General features: G+C 64.3%; 16 protein-coding genes and 1 rRNA gene. 8 read left to right on the top strand and 9 right to left on the bottom strand.

What is annotated here, in order from left to right:
- Positions 1-3: 3 nt before the first annotated feature.
- The 5 genes from hemW to ABW22_RS00920 all read right to left on the bottom strand — a co-directional run bounded on the left by hemW (position 4) and on the right by ABW22_RS00920 (position 4,501).
- Positions 4-1,230: a radical SAM family heme chaperone HemW gene (hemW, locus tag ABW22_RS00940; RefSeq protein ID WP_059751032.1), complete on the bottom strand. Its 1,227-nt coding sequence runs from the start codon at positions 1,228-1,230 to the stop codon at positions 4-6.
- On the bottom strand, positions 1,223-1,813 hold the full coding sequence (gene rdgB, locus ABW22_RS00935; protein WP_059751030.1) for an RdgB/HAM1 family non-canonical purine NTP pyrophosphatase: 591 nt from the start codon (positions 1,811-1,813) through the stop codon (positions 1,223-1,225). Before rdgB ends, hemW begins: the two co-directional genes overlap by 8 nt.
- Positions 1,810-2,541 carry a ribonuclease PH gene (rph, locus tag ABW22_RS00930; RefSeq protein WP_059751029.1) on the bottom strand — a complete coding sequence of 244 codons (732 nt, stop codon included), beginning with the start codon at positions 2,539-2,541 and terminating at the stop codon, positions 1,810-1,812. Before rph ends, rdgB begins: the two co-directional genes overlap by 4 nt.
- A 97-nt stretch (positions 2,542-2,638) precedes the next feature.
- On the bottom strand, positions 2,639-3,547 hold the full coding sequence (locus ABW22_RS00925; protein ID WP_059751027.1) for a PP2C family protein-serine/threonine phosphatase: 909 nt from the start codon (positions 3,545-3,547) through the stop codon (positions 2,639-2,641).
- Between the two features lie 9 nt (positions 3,548-3,556).
- Positions 3,557-4,501 (bottom strand): serine/threonine protein kinase, encoded by a 945-nt coding sequence (locus ABW22_RS00920; protein WP_059751026.1) that lies wholly within the window; start codon positions 4,499-4,501, stop codon positions 3,557-3,559.
- 101 nt (positions 4,502-4,602) lie between these two features.
- Here ABW22_RS00920 and ABW22_RS00915 point away from each other — a divergent pair, with 101 nt between their 5' ends.
- The 8 genes from ABW22_RS00915 to ubiA all read left to right on the top strand — a co-directional run bounded on the left by ABW22_RS00915 (position 4,603) and on the right by ubiA (position 12,628).
- Complete coding sequence (locus ABW22_RS00915; protein ID WP_059751024.1) at positions 4,603-5,469, top strand: YicC/YloC family endoribonuclease; 867 nt, start codon at positions 4,603-4,605, stop codon at positions 5,467-5,469.
- 19 nt (positions 5,470-5,488) lie between these two features.
- Positions 5,489-6,118, top strand: a complete 630-nt coding sequence (gene gmk, locus ABW22_RS00910; protein WP_059751022.1) for a guanylate kinase — start codon at positions 5,489-5,491, stop codon at positions 6,116-6,118.
- Positions 6,119-6,153: 35 nt separating this feature from the next.
- Positions 6,154-6,357, top strand: a complete 204-nt coding sequence (gene rpoZ / locus ABW22_RS00905; protein WP_059751020.1) for a DNA-directed RNA polymerase subunit omega — start codon at positions 6,154-6,156, stop codon at positions 6,355-6,357.
- Positions 6,358-6,403: 46 nt separating this feature from the next.
- Positions 6,404-8,545, top strand: a complete 2,142-nt coding sequence (locus tag ABW22_RS00900) for a RelA/SpoT family protein (RefSeq protein WP_059751018.1) — start codon at positions 6,404-6,406, stop codon at positions 8,543-8,545.
- Positions 8,546-8,571: 26 nt separating this feature from the next.
- Complete coding sequence (locus tag ABW22_RS00895; protein ID WP_059751016.1) at positions 8,572-8,952, top strand: RidA family protein; 381 nt, start codon at positions 8,572-8,574, stop codon at positions 8,950-8,952.
- Positions 8,953-9,125: 173 nt separating this feature from the next.
- Entirely contained in the window at positions 9,126-11,162 is a 2,037-nt protein-coding gene (gene recG, locus ABW22_RS00890) for an ATP-dependent DNA helicase RecG (protein WP_059751014.1), read from the top strand.
- Between the two features lie 39 nt (positions 11,163-11,201).
- Positions 11,202-11,762 carry a chorismate--pyruvate lyase family protein gene (locus tag ABW22_RS00885; protein WP_059751012.1) on the top strand — a complete coding sequence of 187 codons (561 nt, stop codon included), beginning with the start codon at positions 11,202-11,204 and terminating at the stop codon, positions 11,760-11,762.
- Positions 11,759-12,628, top strand: a complete 870-nt coding sequence (gene ubiA, locus ABW22_RS00880) for a 4-hydroxybenzoate octaprenyltransferase (RefSeq protein WP_059751010.1) — start codon at positions 11,759-11,761, stop codon at positions 12,626-12,628. The genes ABW22_RS00885 and ubiA overlap by 4 nt, the downstream gene beginning before the upstream one ends.
- On the opposite strand, the gene ABW22_RS00875 is transcribed toward ubiA, so the two are convergent.
- From ABW22_RS00875 to rrf, 4 genes are all read right to left on the bottom strand, one after another.
- Positions 12,623-13,276, bottom strand: a complete 654-nt coding sequence (locus ABW22_RS00875) for a hypothetical protein (RefSeq protein WP_059751008.1) — start codon at positions 13,274-13,276, stop codon at positions 12,623-12,625. The two genes, ubiA and ABW22_RS00875, sit on opposite strands and share 6 nt — an antisense overlap.
- Positions 13,273-14,007, bottom strand: a complete 735-nt coding sequence (locus ABW22_RS00870; protein ID WP_059751006.1) for a type III pantothenate kinase — start codon at positions 14,005-14,007, stop codon at positions 13,273-13,275. Before ABW22_RS00870 ends, ABW22_RS00875 begins: the two co-directional genes overlap by 4 nt.
- On the bottom strand, positions 14,004-14,999 hold the full coding sequence (locus ABW22_RS00865; RefSeq protein ID WP_059751004.1) for a biotin--[acetyl-CoA-carboxylase] ligase: 996 nt from the start codon (positions 14,997-14,999) through the stop codon (positions 14,004-14,006). Before ABW22_RS00865 ends, ABW22_RS00870 begins: the two co-directional genes overlap by 4 nt.
- A gap of 97 nt (positions 15,000-15,096) precedes the next feature.
- Positions 15,097-15,197: ribosomal RNA gene (rrf, locus tag ABW22_RS00860) — 5S ribosomal RNA — on the bottom strand; the annotation flags it as partial.

Below are 15,197 nucleotides of genomic sequence, written 5' to 3'. Positions count from 1 at the left end.
CCGCTAACCCGGCAAAAATAATTCCAGCAGATCGTTCAAAAAGCGCTGCCCCTGCAGTGTCGGCTTGAGCCGGGTCGCGTCGCGTTCCAGCAAACCCAGACCGCGCGCGCGTTCAAGGGCGGACGCGCAGACAATCAGCGGCAGGCCGGTGCGTTCGTCGAACAGCGCGGCGGGCACGCCCTCGTTGAGGCGCAGGGCATTCATCATGAACTCGAACGGCAGGTCGGCGCGCGTAAGCGTGCGGGTGTCGGCGATGTGCGTACCCTGCGCCACGGCATCCATGTATTGCTGCGGATGCTTCACGCGCATCTGCCGCAGGATGCGGTCGTGAAAGCTTAGTTTTGAATGCGCACCGGCGCCGATGCCGAGATAGTCGCCGAACTGCCAGTAGTTGAGATTGTGGCGGCTGGCGTGATTTGGCAGCGCATAGGCCGAGGTTTCGTAGTGCTGCATGCCCGCCTCAGCCAACCGCGCTTCGATCGCCAGCTGCATGTCGGCGGCGAGATCCTCGTCCGGCAGGTTCGCCGGCGCGGTGTGGCCGAACGGGGTGTTGGGTTCGAGCGTGAGGTGGTAAGCCGACAGGTGCGGCGGCTGGAAGGTGAGCGCGGTGTCGATATCGGCCAGCGCCTCGGCCAGCGTCTGCCCCGGTAGGGCAAACATGAGATCGAGGTTGAAGGTGTCGAAATGGGTGGCGACGAGCTCAGCCGCGCGGCGCGCTTCGCTGTCGTCATGAATGCGCCCGAGTGCCTGCAGGTGGCGCGGGTTAAAGCTCTGGATGCCGAGCGAGACGCGCGTGACGCCCGCTTCGCGGAAACCGACGAACTTGGCGGCTTCCACCGTGCCGGGGTTGGCTTCGAGGGTGATTTCAGCACCGGGAGTCAATTGCGTCAGGGTGCGCACGCCGGTGAGGATGCGGTCGATGCCGTCCGCAGAAAACAGGCTGGGGGTGCCGCCGCCGAAAAACACCGTGTGAATCCTGCGCCCCCAGATGTCGGGCAGCGCGCGTTCCAGATCGAGCAGCAGCGCGTCGATGTAGGCCGCTTCGGGGAGGGCGCTGCCCTCTCCCTCACCCCCTGCCCCTCTCCCGCTTGCGGGCGAGGGGAGAAAAGCGTGCGAATTGAAGTCGCAGTACGGGCACTTCTTCACGCACCACGGCAGGTGGATGTAGAGCGACAGCGGCGGCTGGACTTTCAGGCCGCCGCTATGGAAACGAACGACGGACTCAGCCAAGCCGCTTCAGCTTGTCGGCCAGTTCGCGCAAAGCGCGGCCGCGGTGCGAAATGGCGTTCTTCTCGTCCTCGCCGAGTTCCGCGCCGGTCTTGCCGAATTCGGGCAGCAGGAAATACGGGTCGTAGCCAAAGCCGTTCTCGCCGCGCGGCGTGTCGATGATTTCACCGTACCAGCGGCCCTCGGCAATCAGCGGCTCGGGGTCGTCGGCGTAGCGCACCAGCACCATCACGCAGTAGTAATGCGCGCGGCGGTTGGGTTGCCCCGCGAGGGCGGCGATGAGCTTTTCGTTGTTGCGTGCGTCGGATTTCGGCTCGCCGGCGTAGCGGGCGGAATACACGCCGGGCGCGCCGTTGAGCACCTCGACGCAGATGCCGGAGTCGTCGGCCAGCGCCGGCAGGCCGGTGTGGGCACTGGCATGGCGCGCCTTGGCGAGGCAATTCTCGACGAAGGTGACGTGCGGCTCGGCGCATTCGGGGACGCCGAAATCGGACTGCGGCGCGGCGACGATGGCGAGCGGTTCGAGAATGCGGGCAATCTCGCGCAGCTTGCCCGGATTGCCGGAGGCGATGATCAGTTTCTTCATGAAGCGAGCACCTGGCGTTGGACCGCGGTGATCTGCGCGATGCCGGCGGTGGCCAGGTCTAGCAGCGCCTCAAGCGTGGCGCGGGAAAACGGCGTGCCTTCGGCGGTGCCCTGCACTTCGACGATGCCGCCGCTGCCGGTCATCACCACGTTCATGTCGGTGTCGCAGTCGGAGTCTTCGATGTAATCGAGGTCGAGCACCGGCTGGCCCTGATAGACGCCGACCGAGACGGCGGCAATGCTGTCGGTGAGCGGGGTCTCGGCGAGCTTGCCCTCGCGCACGAGCCAGTCGATGGCGTCGGCCACCGCGACATAGGCGCCGCAGATGCTGGCGCAGCGGGTGCCGCCGTCGGCCTGCAGCACGTCGCAGTCGATGTGCAGGGTGCGCTCGCCGAGCTTCTTCAGGTCGACCACGGCGCGCAGGCTGCGTCCGATCAGGCGCTGGATTTCCTGGGTGCGCCCGGACTGCTTGCCGCGCGCGGCTTCGCGGTCGCTACGGGTATGGGTGGAGCGCGGCAGCATGCCGTATTCGGCGGTCAGCCAGCCCTCGCCGCTGCCCTTTTTGTGCGGCGGCAGCTTGTCGAGCACGCTGGCGGTGCACAGCACGCGGGTGTCGCCCATGGTGACGAGCACCGAGCCTTCGGCATGCCGGGTGAACTGGCGAATGAACGACAGGGCGCGCAGCGCATCGGGGGCGCGGCCGCTGGGACGGGCAATGGGAGCGGACATGGTGGACGGTTCAAAACGGAAAGCGCGATTTTACCGCGTCAAGCTTAACGGCCGCGTTTTACCGTGCCGGGCCTGCCACGTCGGGCTCGCACGCCACCTATTTGGCGGAAATTTTCTGGATGGCCTGTTGGATTTCGGCGATCGCACGCTCGATTTCGTCGTCCGACACCGCCTGCGAGCCGGATAGGGGGCTCATTGCGTTGATCTGGGTGGTGACGCCGCCATCCGGCAACGCCAGGGTGGAAATCGAATCCTTGCTCGGCATCCGCGCCTCGCCCCAGGTCATGGCAATCAGGCTGAGGTTGTCGCCGTGTTCGCCGCCGCGGAATTCGGCGTGATCCATCAGGTGACGCACCGCATCTTCCAGCGTGTAGGCATGCAGCAGGGCCGATATTTCAGGCATGCTGATCATGCCCCATATGCCGTCGGTGCACAGCAGCATGGTGTCGGCGTCGTGCAAGGGGATCGGCGCGTTGCATTCCACCTGCGGCGGGACGTAGCCCCCCAGGCAGTTGGACACCTTGTTGCGCTCCGGGTGAGTGCCCGCCTCTTCTTCGCTGATGATGCCGTTGCGCACCAGTTGGGCCACTGCGGTGTGGTCTTCCGTGCGCGCGAGCAGACTGCCGTCGCTGAACAGGTACAGCCGCGAATCGCCCACATGCGCCCAGTAAGCCGTGTTGTCCTGGATGACGGCGGCGACACTGGTGGTGTGGGGGATTTCCAGCAGCTCCTGCTCGACCGCGTAATCGTTGATCGCATAATGCGCGCGTGTGGTTGCATCGGCCAGGAAGGCCATGGGGTCGTCCAGGCGCGGCTTGGCCATTTTCTGGAACTGGTCGGTCAGCGTCTGCACTGCAATCTGCGCGGCGATTTCGCCGTGCATGTGGCCGCCCATGCCGTCCGCCACCACCATCAGCAGCGCTTCGCGGCTGTAGGAATAGGCAACTCGGTCCTGGTTGTTTTTGCGCCCGCCCTGACGTGACGCCTGATAAATGGTGAATTTCATGACGCTACTTTAAAACAATTCGCGGCTCAGCGAGCGTTTGATGCTGGTCAGCAGTGAAGTACGTGACGGCTTCATCGCGGTGTTGTCCATCAAGACTTTCTGCAGGCTGAACACGCTTTGCGGGCGTTCCATGTAATTGAGCTTGAGGCACTGGTCGATGGTTTCCAGCAACTGGTCGGAGTAGGCCCCGCGCCAGTTCACCGTTGCCGGCACCAGATTGTCGTTGAGCAGGCGCGCATCAGCCGCCTGCGGCGGGTAGCCGGCCAGGCTGGCATACAGGCTGGCACCGACGCTGTAGATGTCAGTCCACGGCCCCAGCCGTTCGCGGTTGTGATACTGCTCGGGCGCGGCAAATCCGGGGGTGTACATGGGTTGCAGCTTGGTTTCTTCCTGGCTGAGCGTCTGCCGCGCCGCACCGAAGTCGATCAGGACGGGCGAGCCGTCCAGGCGGATGTATAAATTCGACGGTTTGATGTCCAGATGCAGCAGCTTGTGCGTGTGCACCTCGCGCAGGCCGTTCATCAGCTGGGCAAACACCCGCCGGATGAAGCTTTCGCGGATGGTGCCGCGATTGGCCTGGATGTGCTGTTGCAGCGTTTTGCCACGTTCGAAGCGCATCACCATGTAGACGGTGTCGTTGGCGCGGAAGAAGTTGGTCACGCGGATGACATTGGGATGGTCGATGCATGCCAGCGCCCGCCCCTCCTCGAAAAAGCACTTCATGCCGTGGCGGAAGATGTTGTTGTTCTCGGTCGAACTGGCCTGCACCAGGACCGAGCCCTCGGTTCGCAGCACCAGCTGGCCCGGCAGGTATTCCTTGATCGCCACCGACTGATTGTTGTCGTCACGCGCCAGATACACCATGCTGAAGCCGCCACCGCCGATCTTGCGCACGATGGTGTATTCATTCAGTCGGTAGCCGTTGGGCAGCGCCTGGTTGGGTTGAGTCGCCATAGTCGAACGTCTATTATCTTTGTCTGTTAATCGGCCATGCCGAAAAGCTTAACCCGGTTCCACACCGGCAATCATATTCATAACGCATATACAGATCACCCATGACAGCCAGCATGACCGGGTTCGCCGCCCATAGCCTCAATCTTGACCATGCCAGCGTCAACATCGACCTGCGCAGCGTCAACCAGCGCTTTCTCGAACTGCATTTTCGCCTGGGCGACGAATTCCGCGCCCTCGAGCCGCAACTGCGCGAGCTGATCAATCAACGTCTTGCACGCGGCAAGGTGGAATGCCGCATCGGCCTGACCATGCTGCCTGCCGCCACGCTGGATAACGGCTTGAATCCAGGCATTCTTGAGCGCCTTGCGCACTGGCAGGCAGACGTGCTGCAGCGCCTGCCTGACAGCGCCCCGCTCTCCGTCAATGATATCCTGCGCTGGCCCGGCGCGGTGCAGACCGCCGCCCTGTCGCAGGACGCGCTGAACGAGGCGACGCTGGCGGGCGTGCGCGAGGCGCTGGACGAACTGGTGGAGAGCCGCCAGCGCGAAGGCGCCAAGCTGAAACAGCATATCCTCGACCGGCTCGCTGCTGCCGAAGCGCAGGTGGCCAGCCTGGCGCCGCTGCTGCCCGCGCTGGCTGCCGCCCAGCGCGAAAAGCTGACGGAACGCCTGCACGATGCGCTGGGCGAGGCGGGTCACGAACGACTGGCGCAGGAAATCGTGCTGGCGGCGCAAAAAGCCGATATCGACGAGGAATGCTCCCGCCTGACCACCCACTTTGCCGAGGTGCGCCGTGTGCTGAACCAGGCCGGCGCCGTCGGCAAGCGGCTCGATTTCCTGATGCAGGAGTTGCATCGCGAGGCCAATACCCTGGGCTCGAAATCGGTAGCGATGGAAACCTCGCGCGTCTCGCTCGAACTCAAGGTGCTGATCGAGCAAATGCGCGAACAGGTGCAGAATATTGAATGACAACAGGAACGGAACAACCATGACATCCTCCCCCACCCAAGGCGTGCTTTACGTCGTCAGCGCCCCCTCCGGTGCCGGCAAGACCAGTCTGGTCAAGGCGCTGTTGAAAGCCGACCCGGCGATCCGCCTGTCGATCTCCTTCACCACGCGCGCGCCGCGCCCCAGCGAAACCGACGGTCGCGACTACCTTTTCGTCAGCCGCGAACGCTTCGAAGTGATGCTGACCGAAGGCGAGTTCCTCGAACACGCCGAGGTGTACGGCAATTTTTATGGCACCTCGAAAGGCAGCATCACGCGCGATCTCAACGCCGGCCGCGACCTTCTGCTGGAGATCGACTGGCAGGGCGCGGAACAGGTCAGACAGCATTTTCCGCAATCCGCCTCGATATTCATTCTGCCGCCGTCGTTCAATGCGCTGCGCACCCGTCTGGCCGGGCGCGGCCAGGACAGCGACGAGGTCATCGAGCGCCGTCTGGCCGCCGCCGCCCACGACGTCGCTCACGCCGACGCGTTCGACTATATAATCGTCAATGATGACTTCGACCACGCCCTGCTGGACCTGGTCGCCATCACCCGCAGTGTTCGCCTCGAGGCGGCACGCCAGCTTTACCGGCACGCCGCTCTGTTCGACGAATTCCGACGTATCTAAGGCGCACCCGCGCCGCCTGAAGCAGGAGTATCCGTATGGCCCGCATCACCGTTGATGATTGCATTGATATATTCCCTAACCGTTTCGAGCTGACCCTTGCCGTGACCTACCGCGCACGCCAGCTGGCACAGGGCTCGCAACCCATGGTCGAGTCAAAGGACAAGTCCATCGTTACCGCACTGCGCGAAATCGCCGCGGGCAAGGTCGGCCGTGAAATCCTCAACCGGGGCCGTGCCTGAGCGGCTTCCCTCTGGTCAACCGGCGCACGCCAGCCGCGCGCCGGCGATGACGCACGAATTCGAATCGCTGCGTCCGGACCTGGCTTATCTTTCGCCTGACGAAATCAGTCAGCTCGAGCAGGCTTACGAATTCAGCCGCAGTGCCCACGAAGGGCAGTTCCGCAAAAGCGGCGAACCCTATATTTCCCATCCGCTTGCCGTCGCCGGCATCCTTGCCGGCTGGCATCTTGACGCGCAAACCCTGTGCGCCGCGCTGCTGCATGACGTGGTGGAGGACACCCCGGCGACGGCGTGCGAAATCGAGGCACGCTTCGGCAAGGCCGTCGCCCTGCTGGTCGAGGGGGTCTCCAAGCTCGACAAACTGGCGTTTGCCTCCGAACAGCACGCGCAGGCAGAGAACTTCCGCAAGATGCTGCTGGCGATGGCGCAGGACGTGCGGGTCATTTTGGTCAAGCTGGCCGACCGTCTGCACAACATGCACACCATGGGCGCGATGCCGGCCGAAAAGCGCAAGCGGATCGCCAAGGAAACGCTGGAAATCTACGCCCCGATCGCCAACCGGCTGGGGCTGCATTTGGTCTACCAGGAACTGGAAGACCTCGGCTTCCGCTACAGTCACCCCAATCGCTACCAGGTACTGGCCAAGGCAGTGAAGGCGGCGCGCGGCAACCGCCGCGAACTGGTCGACAAGATCAAGATCGCATTGCAGGAAAAGCTCGAGCAGGCCGGCATCGAGGCCACCATCAGCGGGCGCGAAAAACACCTCCACAGCATCTACCGCAAGATGCAGGAAAAGAATCTGGCGTTCTCCGAAGTGTTCGACATCTACGGCTTTCGGGTAGTGGTGCGCGACCAGCCGACCTGCTATCTGGCGCTGGGCGCGCTGCATGCGCTGTACAAGCCCATCCCCGGCAAGTTCAAGGACTACATCGCGATTCCCAAGGCCAACGGCTATCAGTCGCTGCACTCGATCCTGTTCGGCCCCAACGGCACCCCGATCGAGGTGCAGATCCGCACCCCCGACATGAACCGGCTGGCCGAATCCGGCGTCGCCTCGCACTGGATGTACAAATCCGCCGAGACCGCGCTCAACGACGTGCAGACGCGCACCCATCGCTGGCTGCAGTCGCTGCTCGACATCCACGCCGACCACGGCGATTCACCCGAATTCCTCGAACACATCAAGATCGATCTGTTCCCCGACGAAGTCTATGTGTTTACCCCAAAGGGCAAAATCATGGCGCTGCCGCGCGGCGCCACCGCAGTGGACTTTGCCTTTGCCGTCCACACCGACGTCGGCCGCCACTGCATTGCCGTCAAGATCAATTACGAACTGATGCCATTGCGCACCCAGCTTCGCAACGGCGACCACGTCGAGATTCTCACTGCCGCCAACGCCAGCCCCAACGCCGCCTGGCTGAATTTCGTCGTCACCGGCAAGGCGCGCTCGCACATCCGCAATTACCTGCGCAACACGCGGGTGGAAGAGGCGGCGGCGCTCGGCGAGCGCCTGCTCAATAACGCCATTGCCGCACTCCATCCAGAAGCGATCGAGCCCGACCAGGCTGTGTGGGACCGCGTAGTCAAGGACTACGGCCTGCAGACCCGCGAGGAATTGTTCGCCGGGATCGGCCTGGGACGCAAATTGCCGCTGGTGGTGGCGCACCAGCTGCTGCACGTGCAGGGTGAAAAAACAGGTGAACCGGCGCATCCCCACGCCATCAGTATCCGCGGCACCGAAGGTGTCGCGGTCGAGTTGGCGCAATGCTGCCACCCGATTCCCGGCGACCCGATTCTCGGCTTCATCCACAAGGATCGCGGCCTCATCATCCACACCCACGACTGCACCTCGATCCGCGCCTACCGCACCGATCCGGACAAATGGCTGGACGTCGAATGGGAAGCCGAGCCCGGCCACATGTTCGACGTCTCGATCAAGGTCGTCGTCGGCAACCAGCGCGGCGTGCTGGCCAAGGTCGCGGCAGCGATCGCCGAACACGGCTCCAACATCGGCAACATCGCAATGGAAGAAGACGGCAGCCCCTACACCGTGCTGTTCTTCACCGTGCAGGTGGAAAACCGCATGCACCTCGCACGTGTGATGCGCGGCCTGCGCGCGCTGCCCGACGTGGTGCGGATTTTCCGCATCAAGGGCAGGAAGGACGGCCGCGCCGCGCCGCCCCAATAAGCATTTCCCCCAACCCGGAATCCAGCATGAACAAAAGCATCATCCAGACCGCCGACGCCCCAGCCGCGATCGGCACCTATTCGCAGGCCGTGCGGGTCGACCACACTGTCTATATGTCGGGGCAGATCGGCCTTGAACCCGCCTCCATGCAGATGATCGATGGCATCGACGCGCAGATCCACCAGGTGTTCAAGAACCTGGCCGCAGTGGCAACCGCGGCAGGTGGTTCGCTGGCCGACGTGGTGAAGCTGAACGTGTTCCTGACCGACCTCGGCCACTTCCCCAGGGTCAACGAAATCATGGCCGGCTACTTCAGCCCGCCCTATCCGGCACGTGCCGCGGTCGGTGTGGCTGCATTGCCACGCGGCGCGCTGGTTGAGGCTGACGCCGTGATGGTTGTTGGCTAATCTGAATTGAATCCAAACCGCTCACCACAGAGGCACAGAGACACAGAGAACATCGAAAAACAGGCCGCCGTGTACGGCGTTCGGTACGTCTATGGCGGGTGCACAGGTTTAGCGGCCCTGTCCTGTTTTTTCTCTGTGCCTCTGTGCCTCTGTGGTTCAAATAAGGTTTTAAAGTGAAAGCGGCATCGCCGTTTTCCTTCCCCGTCAGCCCGGCGCTCACCACCAAGCTCGCCAAGCTGGGCCTCACCCGCGACGCCGACCTGGTGTTGCACCTGCCGCTGCGCTGGGAAGACGAAACCCACCTCACGCCGATCCGTGACCTGCTGCCAGGGCAGACAGCGCAGGTGCAGGCGGTGGTGACGGACGCCAGCGTCGCCTACCGGCCGCGCCGCATGCTGACGGTGACGGTGGAGGACGCCGGCGGCGTGCTCGGCATCCGGTTCCTGAATTTCTATCCCAGCCACCTCAAGCTGTTCCAGCCGGGAGAGAGCTTTCGTTTCAACGGCGAGGTGCGCGGTGGCTTTCTCGGGCTGGAGATGGTGCATCCGCGCTTTGCCAAAGCCGACGACGCCACGCCCCTGCCGGCACAGCTGACCCCGGTCTACCCCACCACCGCCGGGCTCGGCCAGGCCACATTGCGCCGCGCAGTCGAGCGCGCACTGGCGGCGCCGATTTCCGACACCCTGCCCGCCGACTGGCTGGCCGAATTCGGCTTGCCCGAACTGGAGGCCAGCATCCGCCTGCTGCACCAGCCGCCGCTGGATTGCCCGCTTGCCGAGCTTGAATCGCGTAGCCACCCCGCGTGGCAGCGGCTGGCCTTCGACGAGCTGCTGGCACAGCAGCTGTCGCTCGCCACCGCGCGCCGGCAACGCAAGTCGCGCCCGACCCTGCCCTTGCCGCCCCGCCAGCAGCTGACCGCCGCCTTCACCCACGCGCTGCCGTTTGAATTAACCGCCGCGCAGGCGCATGCCTGGCAGGAAATCAGCGCTGATCTGGCGCAGCCGCACCCGATGCGTCGCCTGCTGCAGGGCGACGTCGGTAGCGGCAAGACCGTGGTGGCAGCGCTGGCCTGCCTGCAGGCGATTGAGAACGGCTTTCAGGCCGCCTTCATGGCGCCGACCGAAATCCTCGCCGAACAACATTACCGCAAGCTGGCACCCCTCCTGTCCGAACTCGGGGTGCGTTGCGCCTGGATCTCGGGCAGCCAGCGCAAGGCCGAGCGCACCGCGGCTTGGCAGGCCATCGCTGCAGGCGAAGCCGACCTCGCATTCGGCACCCATGCGCTGTTCCAGGAAGCCGGCAGCTTTGTGCGTCTGGGCCTGGCTGTGGTCGACGAGCAGCACCGTTTCGGCGTCGGCCAGCGGCTGGCGCTGATGCAGAAAGGCATCGAACCGCACCAGCTGATGATGAGCGCGACACCGATCCCGCGCACCCTGGCGATGAGTTTTTTTGCCGACCTCGACGTCTCGGTGATCGACGAACTGCCGCCGGGCCGCACCCCCATCGTCACCAAGCTGGTCAACGCCGCGCGCCGCGACGACGTGCTGGCACGCGTACGCGAGGCCTGCCTCGCCGGCGGCCAGACCTACTGGGTGTGTCCGCTGATCGAGGAATCCGAGAAGCTGCAACTGCAGACCGCACAGGACACCTATGCGGCCTTGGTGGAACAACTGTCGGAACTGCGCATCGGCCTGGTGCATGGGCGGCTGAAGCCGAATGAAAAACTGGCGGTAATGGCGGCGTTCCAGGCGCACGAAATCGACCTCCTGGTGGCCACCACCGTGATCGAAGTCGGCGTCGACGTGCCCAATGCCGCGCTGATGGTGATCGAGCACGCCGAACGCATGGGGCTTGCTCAATTGCATCAACTGCGCGGGCGGGTCGGGCGCGGCAGCCGCGAATCGGTGTGCGTGCTGTTGTACCAGACGCCAGTCTCGGAACTCGCACGGGCGCGCCTCAAGGTCATTTTCGAGCTCACCGACGGCTTTGAAATCGCGCGCCAGGACTTGCTGCTACGCGGCCCGGGCGAACTGCTCGGCCACCGCCAGAGCGGCCTGCCGATGCTGCGCTTCGCCGACCTCGAGCGCGATGTCGCGCTGCTGGAAGCCGCGCGCAACCTGGCACAGCGCTGTCTGGCCCACCACCCCGACATCACCGCCCGCCACCTGGAGCGCTGGATCGGCAGCCGGCAATCGCTATCAACGATCTGATTCGCACCAAGCCTGCCCGGCGCCACGAGCTGCGGCATAATGCTGGGTTTCCACCTCGTTAACCGCGTGTCGCATTCCCGTCAGGGCTGGCTTGCCCACCCGCATCCCATTCCGCGCTCGCTGCGTTCCTGGCTCAGCGACCACGGCTCGCTCACCCAGCGCCTGAAAGCGCGCTGCGCCTCGTTTCGCGTGGTGCCGCTGGCCACTGGCATCGCCCGCCCCAATCCGGACGAATACGCGCTGCTGGGCATGGCGCCGGGCAGCCGCGCCTATGTGCGCGAAGTGATGCTGCTGTGCAATGAGGTGCCGGTGGTGTTTGCCCACAGCGTGCTGCCGCACACTGGCCTGCGCGGCGGCTGGAACGGCATCACCCGGCTCGGCAGCCGCTCGCTCGGCGAGGTCCTGTTCAGCGATCACAGCATCGCGCGCCGGCCTTTAGCCTACCGCCAGGTACGGCACGACCACGCACTGTTCCATGCCATTGCCAGGCAACAGCCGCTGGCAGCCAGCAGCCTGTGGGCACGCCGCTCGGTGTTCTGCCTCAACGGCCATCCGCTGCTGGTGACCGAAGTTTTTCTGCCCGCGATCGACACGCTATGACCCTGACCGAACGCCTGTCCCATTACGAAAAGTTGATGCGGCTCGACAAGCCGATCGGCATCCTGCTGCTGCTGTGGCCCACGCTGTGGGCGCAATGGCTGGCCAGCGACGGGCGGCCGGACTGGATGATCCTGTGGATTTTCGTCATGGGCGTGGTGCTGATGCGCTCGGCCGGCTGCGTCATCAACGACTACGCCGACCGCGAGATCGATCCTCACGTGGCGCGCACCCGCGAGCGTCCGCTGGCCGCCGGCAAGGTGTCGCCTAAGGAAGCGCTGCTGCTGGCGGCGGGGCTATCGCTGCTGGCCTTCCTGCTGATCCTGCCGCTCAACACGCTGGTGCTGAAGCTTTCGGTCGTCGCGCTGTTTCTGGCCGCCAGCTATCCTTTCACCAAGCGCTTCTTCGCGATTCCGCAGGCCTATCTCGGCATCGCGTTCGGCTTCGGCATCCCGATGAGCTACGCTGCGCTGTGGGGCGAGGTGCCGCTGGAAGCCTGGATTCTGCTGGCGGCCAACGTTTTCTGGGCGGTTGCCTACGATACGCAATATGCCATGGTCGACCGTGTCGACGACCTCAAGATCGGCATCAAGACCTCGGCGATCACCTTCGGCCGTTTTGATCTGGCCGCCATCGCGGTGTGCTATGCGGCGACGCTGGGGCTGCTCGGCTGGATCGGGCAGCAGCGGGGGATGGGCGTGGCCTTCTACGGCGGGCTGGCGGTGGCGGCGGCGATCGCGCTGTATCACATGAAGCTGATCCGGCATCGCGACCCGCAGCAATGCTTTCGCGCCTTCCTGCACAATACCTGGTTCGGCGCCGCGGTGTTCGGCGGCATTGCCCTCAACTTCCTGCTGCGTAGCTTATAACGACGGACAGGCCACGCGCGACTGCTGACTGTTCGGGTAAGCCTGTTTGATCCCGCCCAGGCTTTTCAGCGCATCCGGGTCTTCGCTGCGGATCACGAAGTAAAAATCCGTACCCTGGCGCGGCTGCAACTCGACGCGCGTGCCGAGCACGCCCTTGTCCTCCACTTCGCGCACGCGCCGGCGTGCCGATTCATCGTTGGCATACAGGCCGAGCGAAATGGCGTTGCGCCAGGGCCCGTCCTTCACCACGAAGGCATCCTGCACGCCTGCCGCGGTCAGCTCGTTTAATTTAGCCGTCGCCGACTGCGGGCTGGGCAAAGGCGGAAATATCACCCAATGCCGGGTATTCAGCGGCACCTCGGTGAACGACATCACCCGCTGCCCGACCAGGGCTTTGAGCTGTTCGCGCACCTGCGCGAATTCAACCAGATTCAAACCGCGCCACTCCACGCACAGCGCCTCGGCCACCTCCACACGAGGCGGCGGCACGTCCTCCGGGGCCGGTGCAGACTGGCTGTGGAGGCTGAGGCGATCTACGTTCATCGGCGCATGCTGGTCCGATGCAGCCTGCGGCCAGTGGCTGCGGCCCATGAAAAGCCCCGCCACAGCCAGGTTCAGCACCAGCAATGTACCAACGATCCATTTCATCGAGCCATCCTCTCTCTTGCAACACAGTCCACCCCTTCCAGCACCAGAGCGGGAACCTGTTCGGCAGGCAGCGCCAAATGCGGCAGCACCATGCTGGCGTCCCCGCCCGTCAGCAGGCACTGCGGCGCCGATCCGGAGGCTTCGACCAGACGCGCATGCTGCTGCTGAATGGCGCCGCACAGCGCCGCCACTATTCCACTCTCGACCGCATCGGCGGTGCTGCGCGGAAACGCCTGCCAGTGGCCCATCGTCTCCGCTATCAGCGCCGTCCCCTGCTGCAGCGCCTGCCGCATCAAACGGATACCGGGCACGATCACCCCGCCCAGAAACACGCCATCGGCCGACAGCGCATCCACCGTCATCGCCGTTCCAACCGACACCACCAGCACCGGCTCGCGGGTACGGCCGCGCGCGGCGATCAAGCCCATCCAGCGATCCACCCCCAGCTGCAGCGGGTTAAGGTAGCTGTTTTTCACCCCGGCCAAATCTGCCTCAGCCGCCAACCAGTGCGCGCTGATACCCGCCGCCCCCAGCAGCGCGGCAAGCCGCTGTTCCTGCGCGGTACTTGCCACGCTGGCGATGAAGCAAGGGGTGCCGGCCGTCAGCTGCACCGTCAAGGCCGCCCAATCGGCGTAATCGCTTCTGCCTTGCGCACGCCACTGCTTGTCTTCAACCACGGCCCATTTCAGACACGTATTACCGGCATCGATCAACAACCGCCGCCGATTCACCGCGCAGCATCCAGACGCAGGCTGATTTCACCGCCACTGTAGGGGCGTAACGCCGCCTGCGCGTCGCGCAGCAGGAATGCGCCGGACTCGTCGACACCCGCCGCCATGCCCTGAACGCTGCGTGCGTCCGGCAAATGCAGCGACACCGCCCTGCCCGCATACGCATCCAGCGCCAACCAGTCCTCGCGCAAGGCCGCAAACCCGTGTTGGCGAAACAGGGTCAACATCGCGTGCAGCTCCAGCATGCAATCCGCCAACAAGCGGTTGCGCCCCACCGTCACCCCCATCTCGGCGAGATCGACCACGGCCTGATCGACTGCATCGCGCTGCGCTTCATTCAGTCGGACGTTCAATCCAATCCCCACCACCGCGAAGGCGGTTCCATGCATGTCGCCCTGGACCTCGACCAGAATCCCCGCCAATTTTCGGTAGTCCACCAACACATCGTTGGGCCATTTCAATCTGGCCGGATGGCGGCTATGGCGGTTCACCGCGCGCGCGATCGCGAGCCCCACCGCCAGGCTCAGGCCGGACAACGACTGCAAGCCATTCTCGAAACGCCACAGCACCGAAAACGTCAGCCCGCCACCGAGAACCGAATGCCACTGGCGCCCACGCCGGCCCTTGCCGGCGAGCTGGTGCTCGGTGCAGAACAAGGTGCCATCCGCAGCGCCATCAAGGGCAGCAGCCATCAAGGCCGTGTTGGTCGAATCCACGCTGTCAAGCACGTGAATCGTGTAGGCCCCCGATACGGTTCCCAGGTGGTGGGCGACAGCGTCGCTATCCAGCCACTCCACGGGCTCGGGCAAACGGTAGCCGCGCCCCCGAACCGCGTGAATCGTCAGGCCCATAGTCTCGGCTTGGGCGAGTGCATTGAAGATGCTGGATCGGGAAAGACTGAACTCGCGTGCAAGCGTCTGACCCGAATGAAATCGGCCATCGGACAGGCGACGCAGGAGCGGAAACAGCACGTGGTGGGTTCGGGCGTACACGCACGGAATTTTACATGGCTTGGCCGTACGAATTCCCATAAAAAAACCCCCTCATTGAGTGAGGGGGTTTTCATGTGCCCTTGGGCACGAATAAGGAGTCTGACGATGACCTACTTTCACAGGCGCAGTGCCTACTATCATTGGCGCGGGAGCGTTTCACCGTCCTGTTCGGGATGGGAAGGGGTGGTTCCACTCTGC

The sequence above is a fragment of the Thiobacillus denitrificans genome (assembly GCF_001530125.1).
Taxonomy (GTDB): domain Bacteria; phylum Pseudomonadota; class Gammaproteobacteria; order Burkholderiales; family Thiobacillaceae; genus Thiobacillus; species Thiobacillus denitrificans_C.
This window is presented reverse-complemented; position numbering and strand designations above follow the sequence as displayed.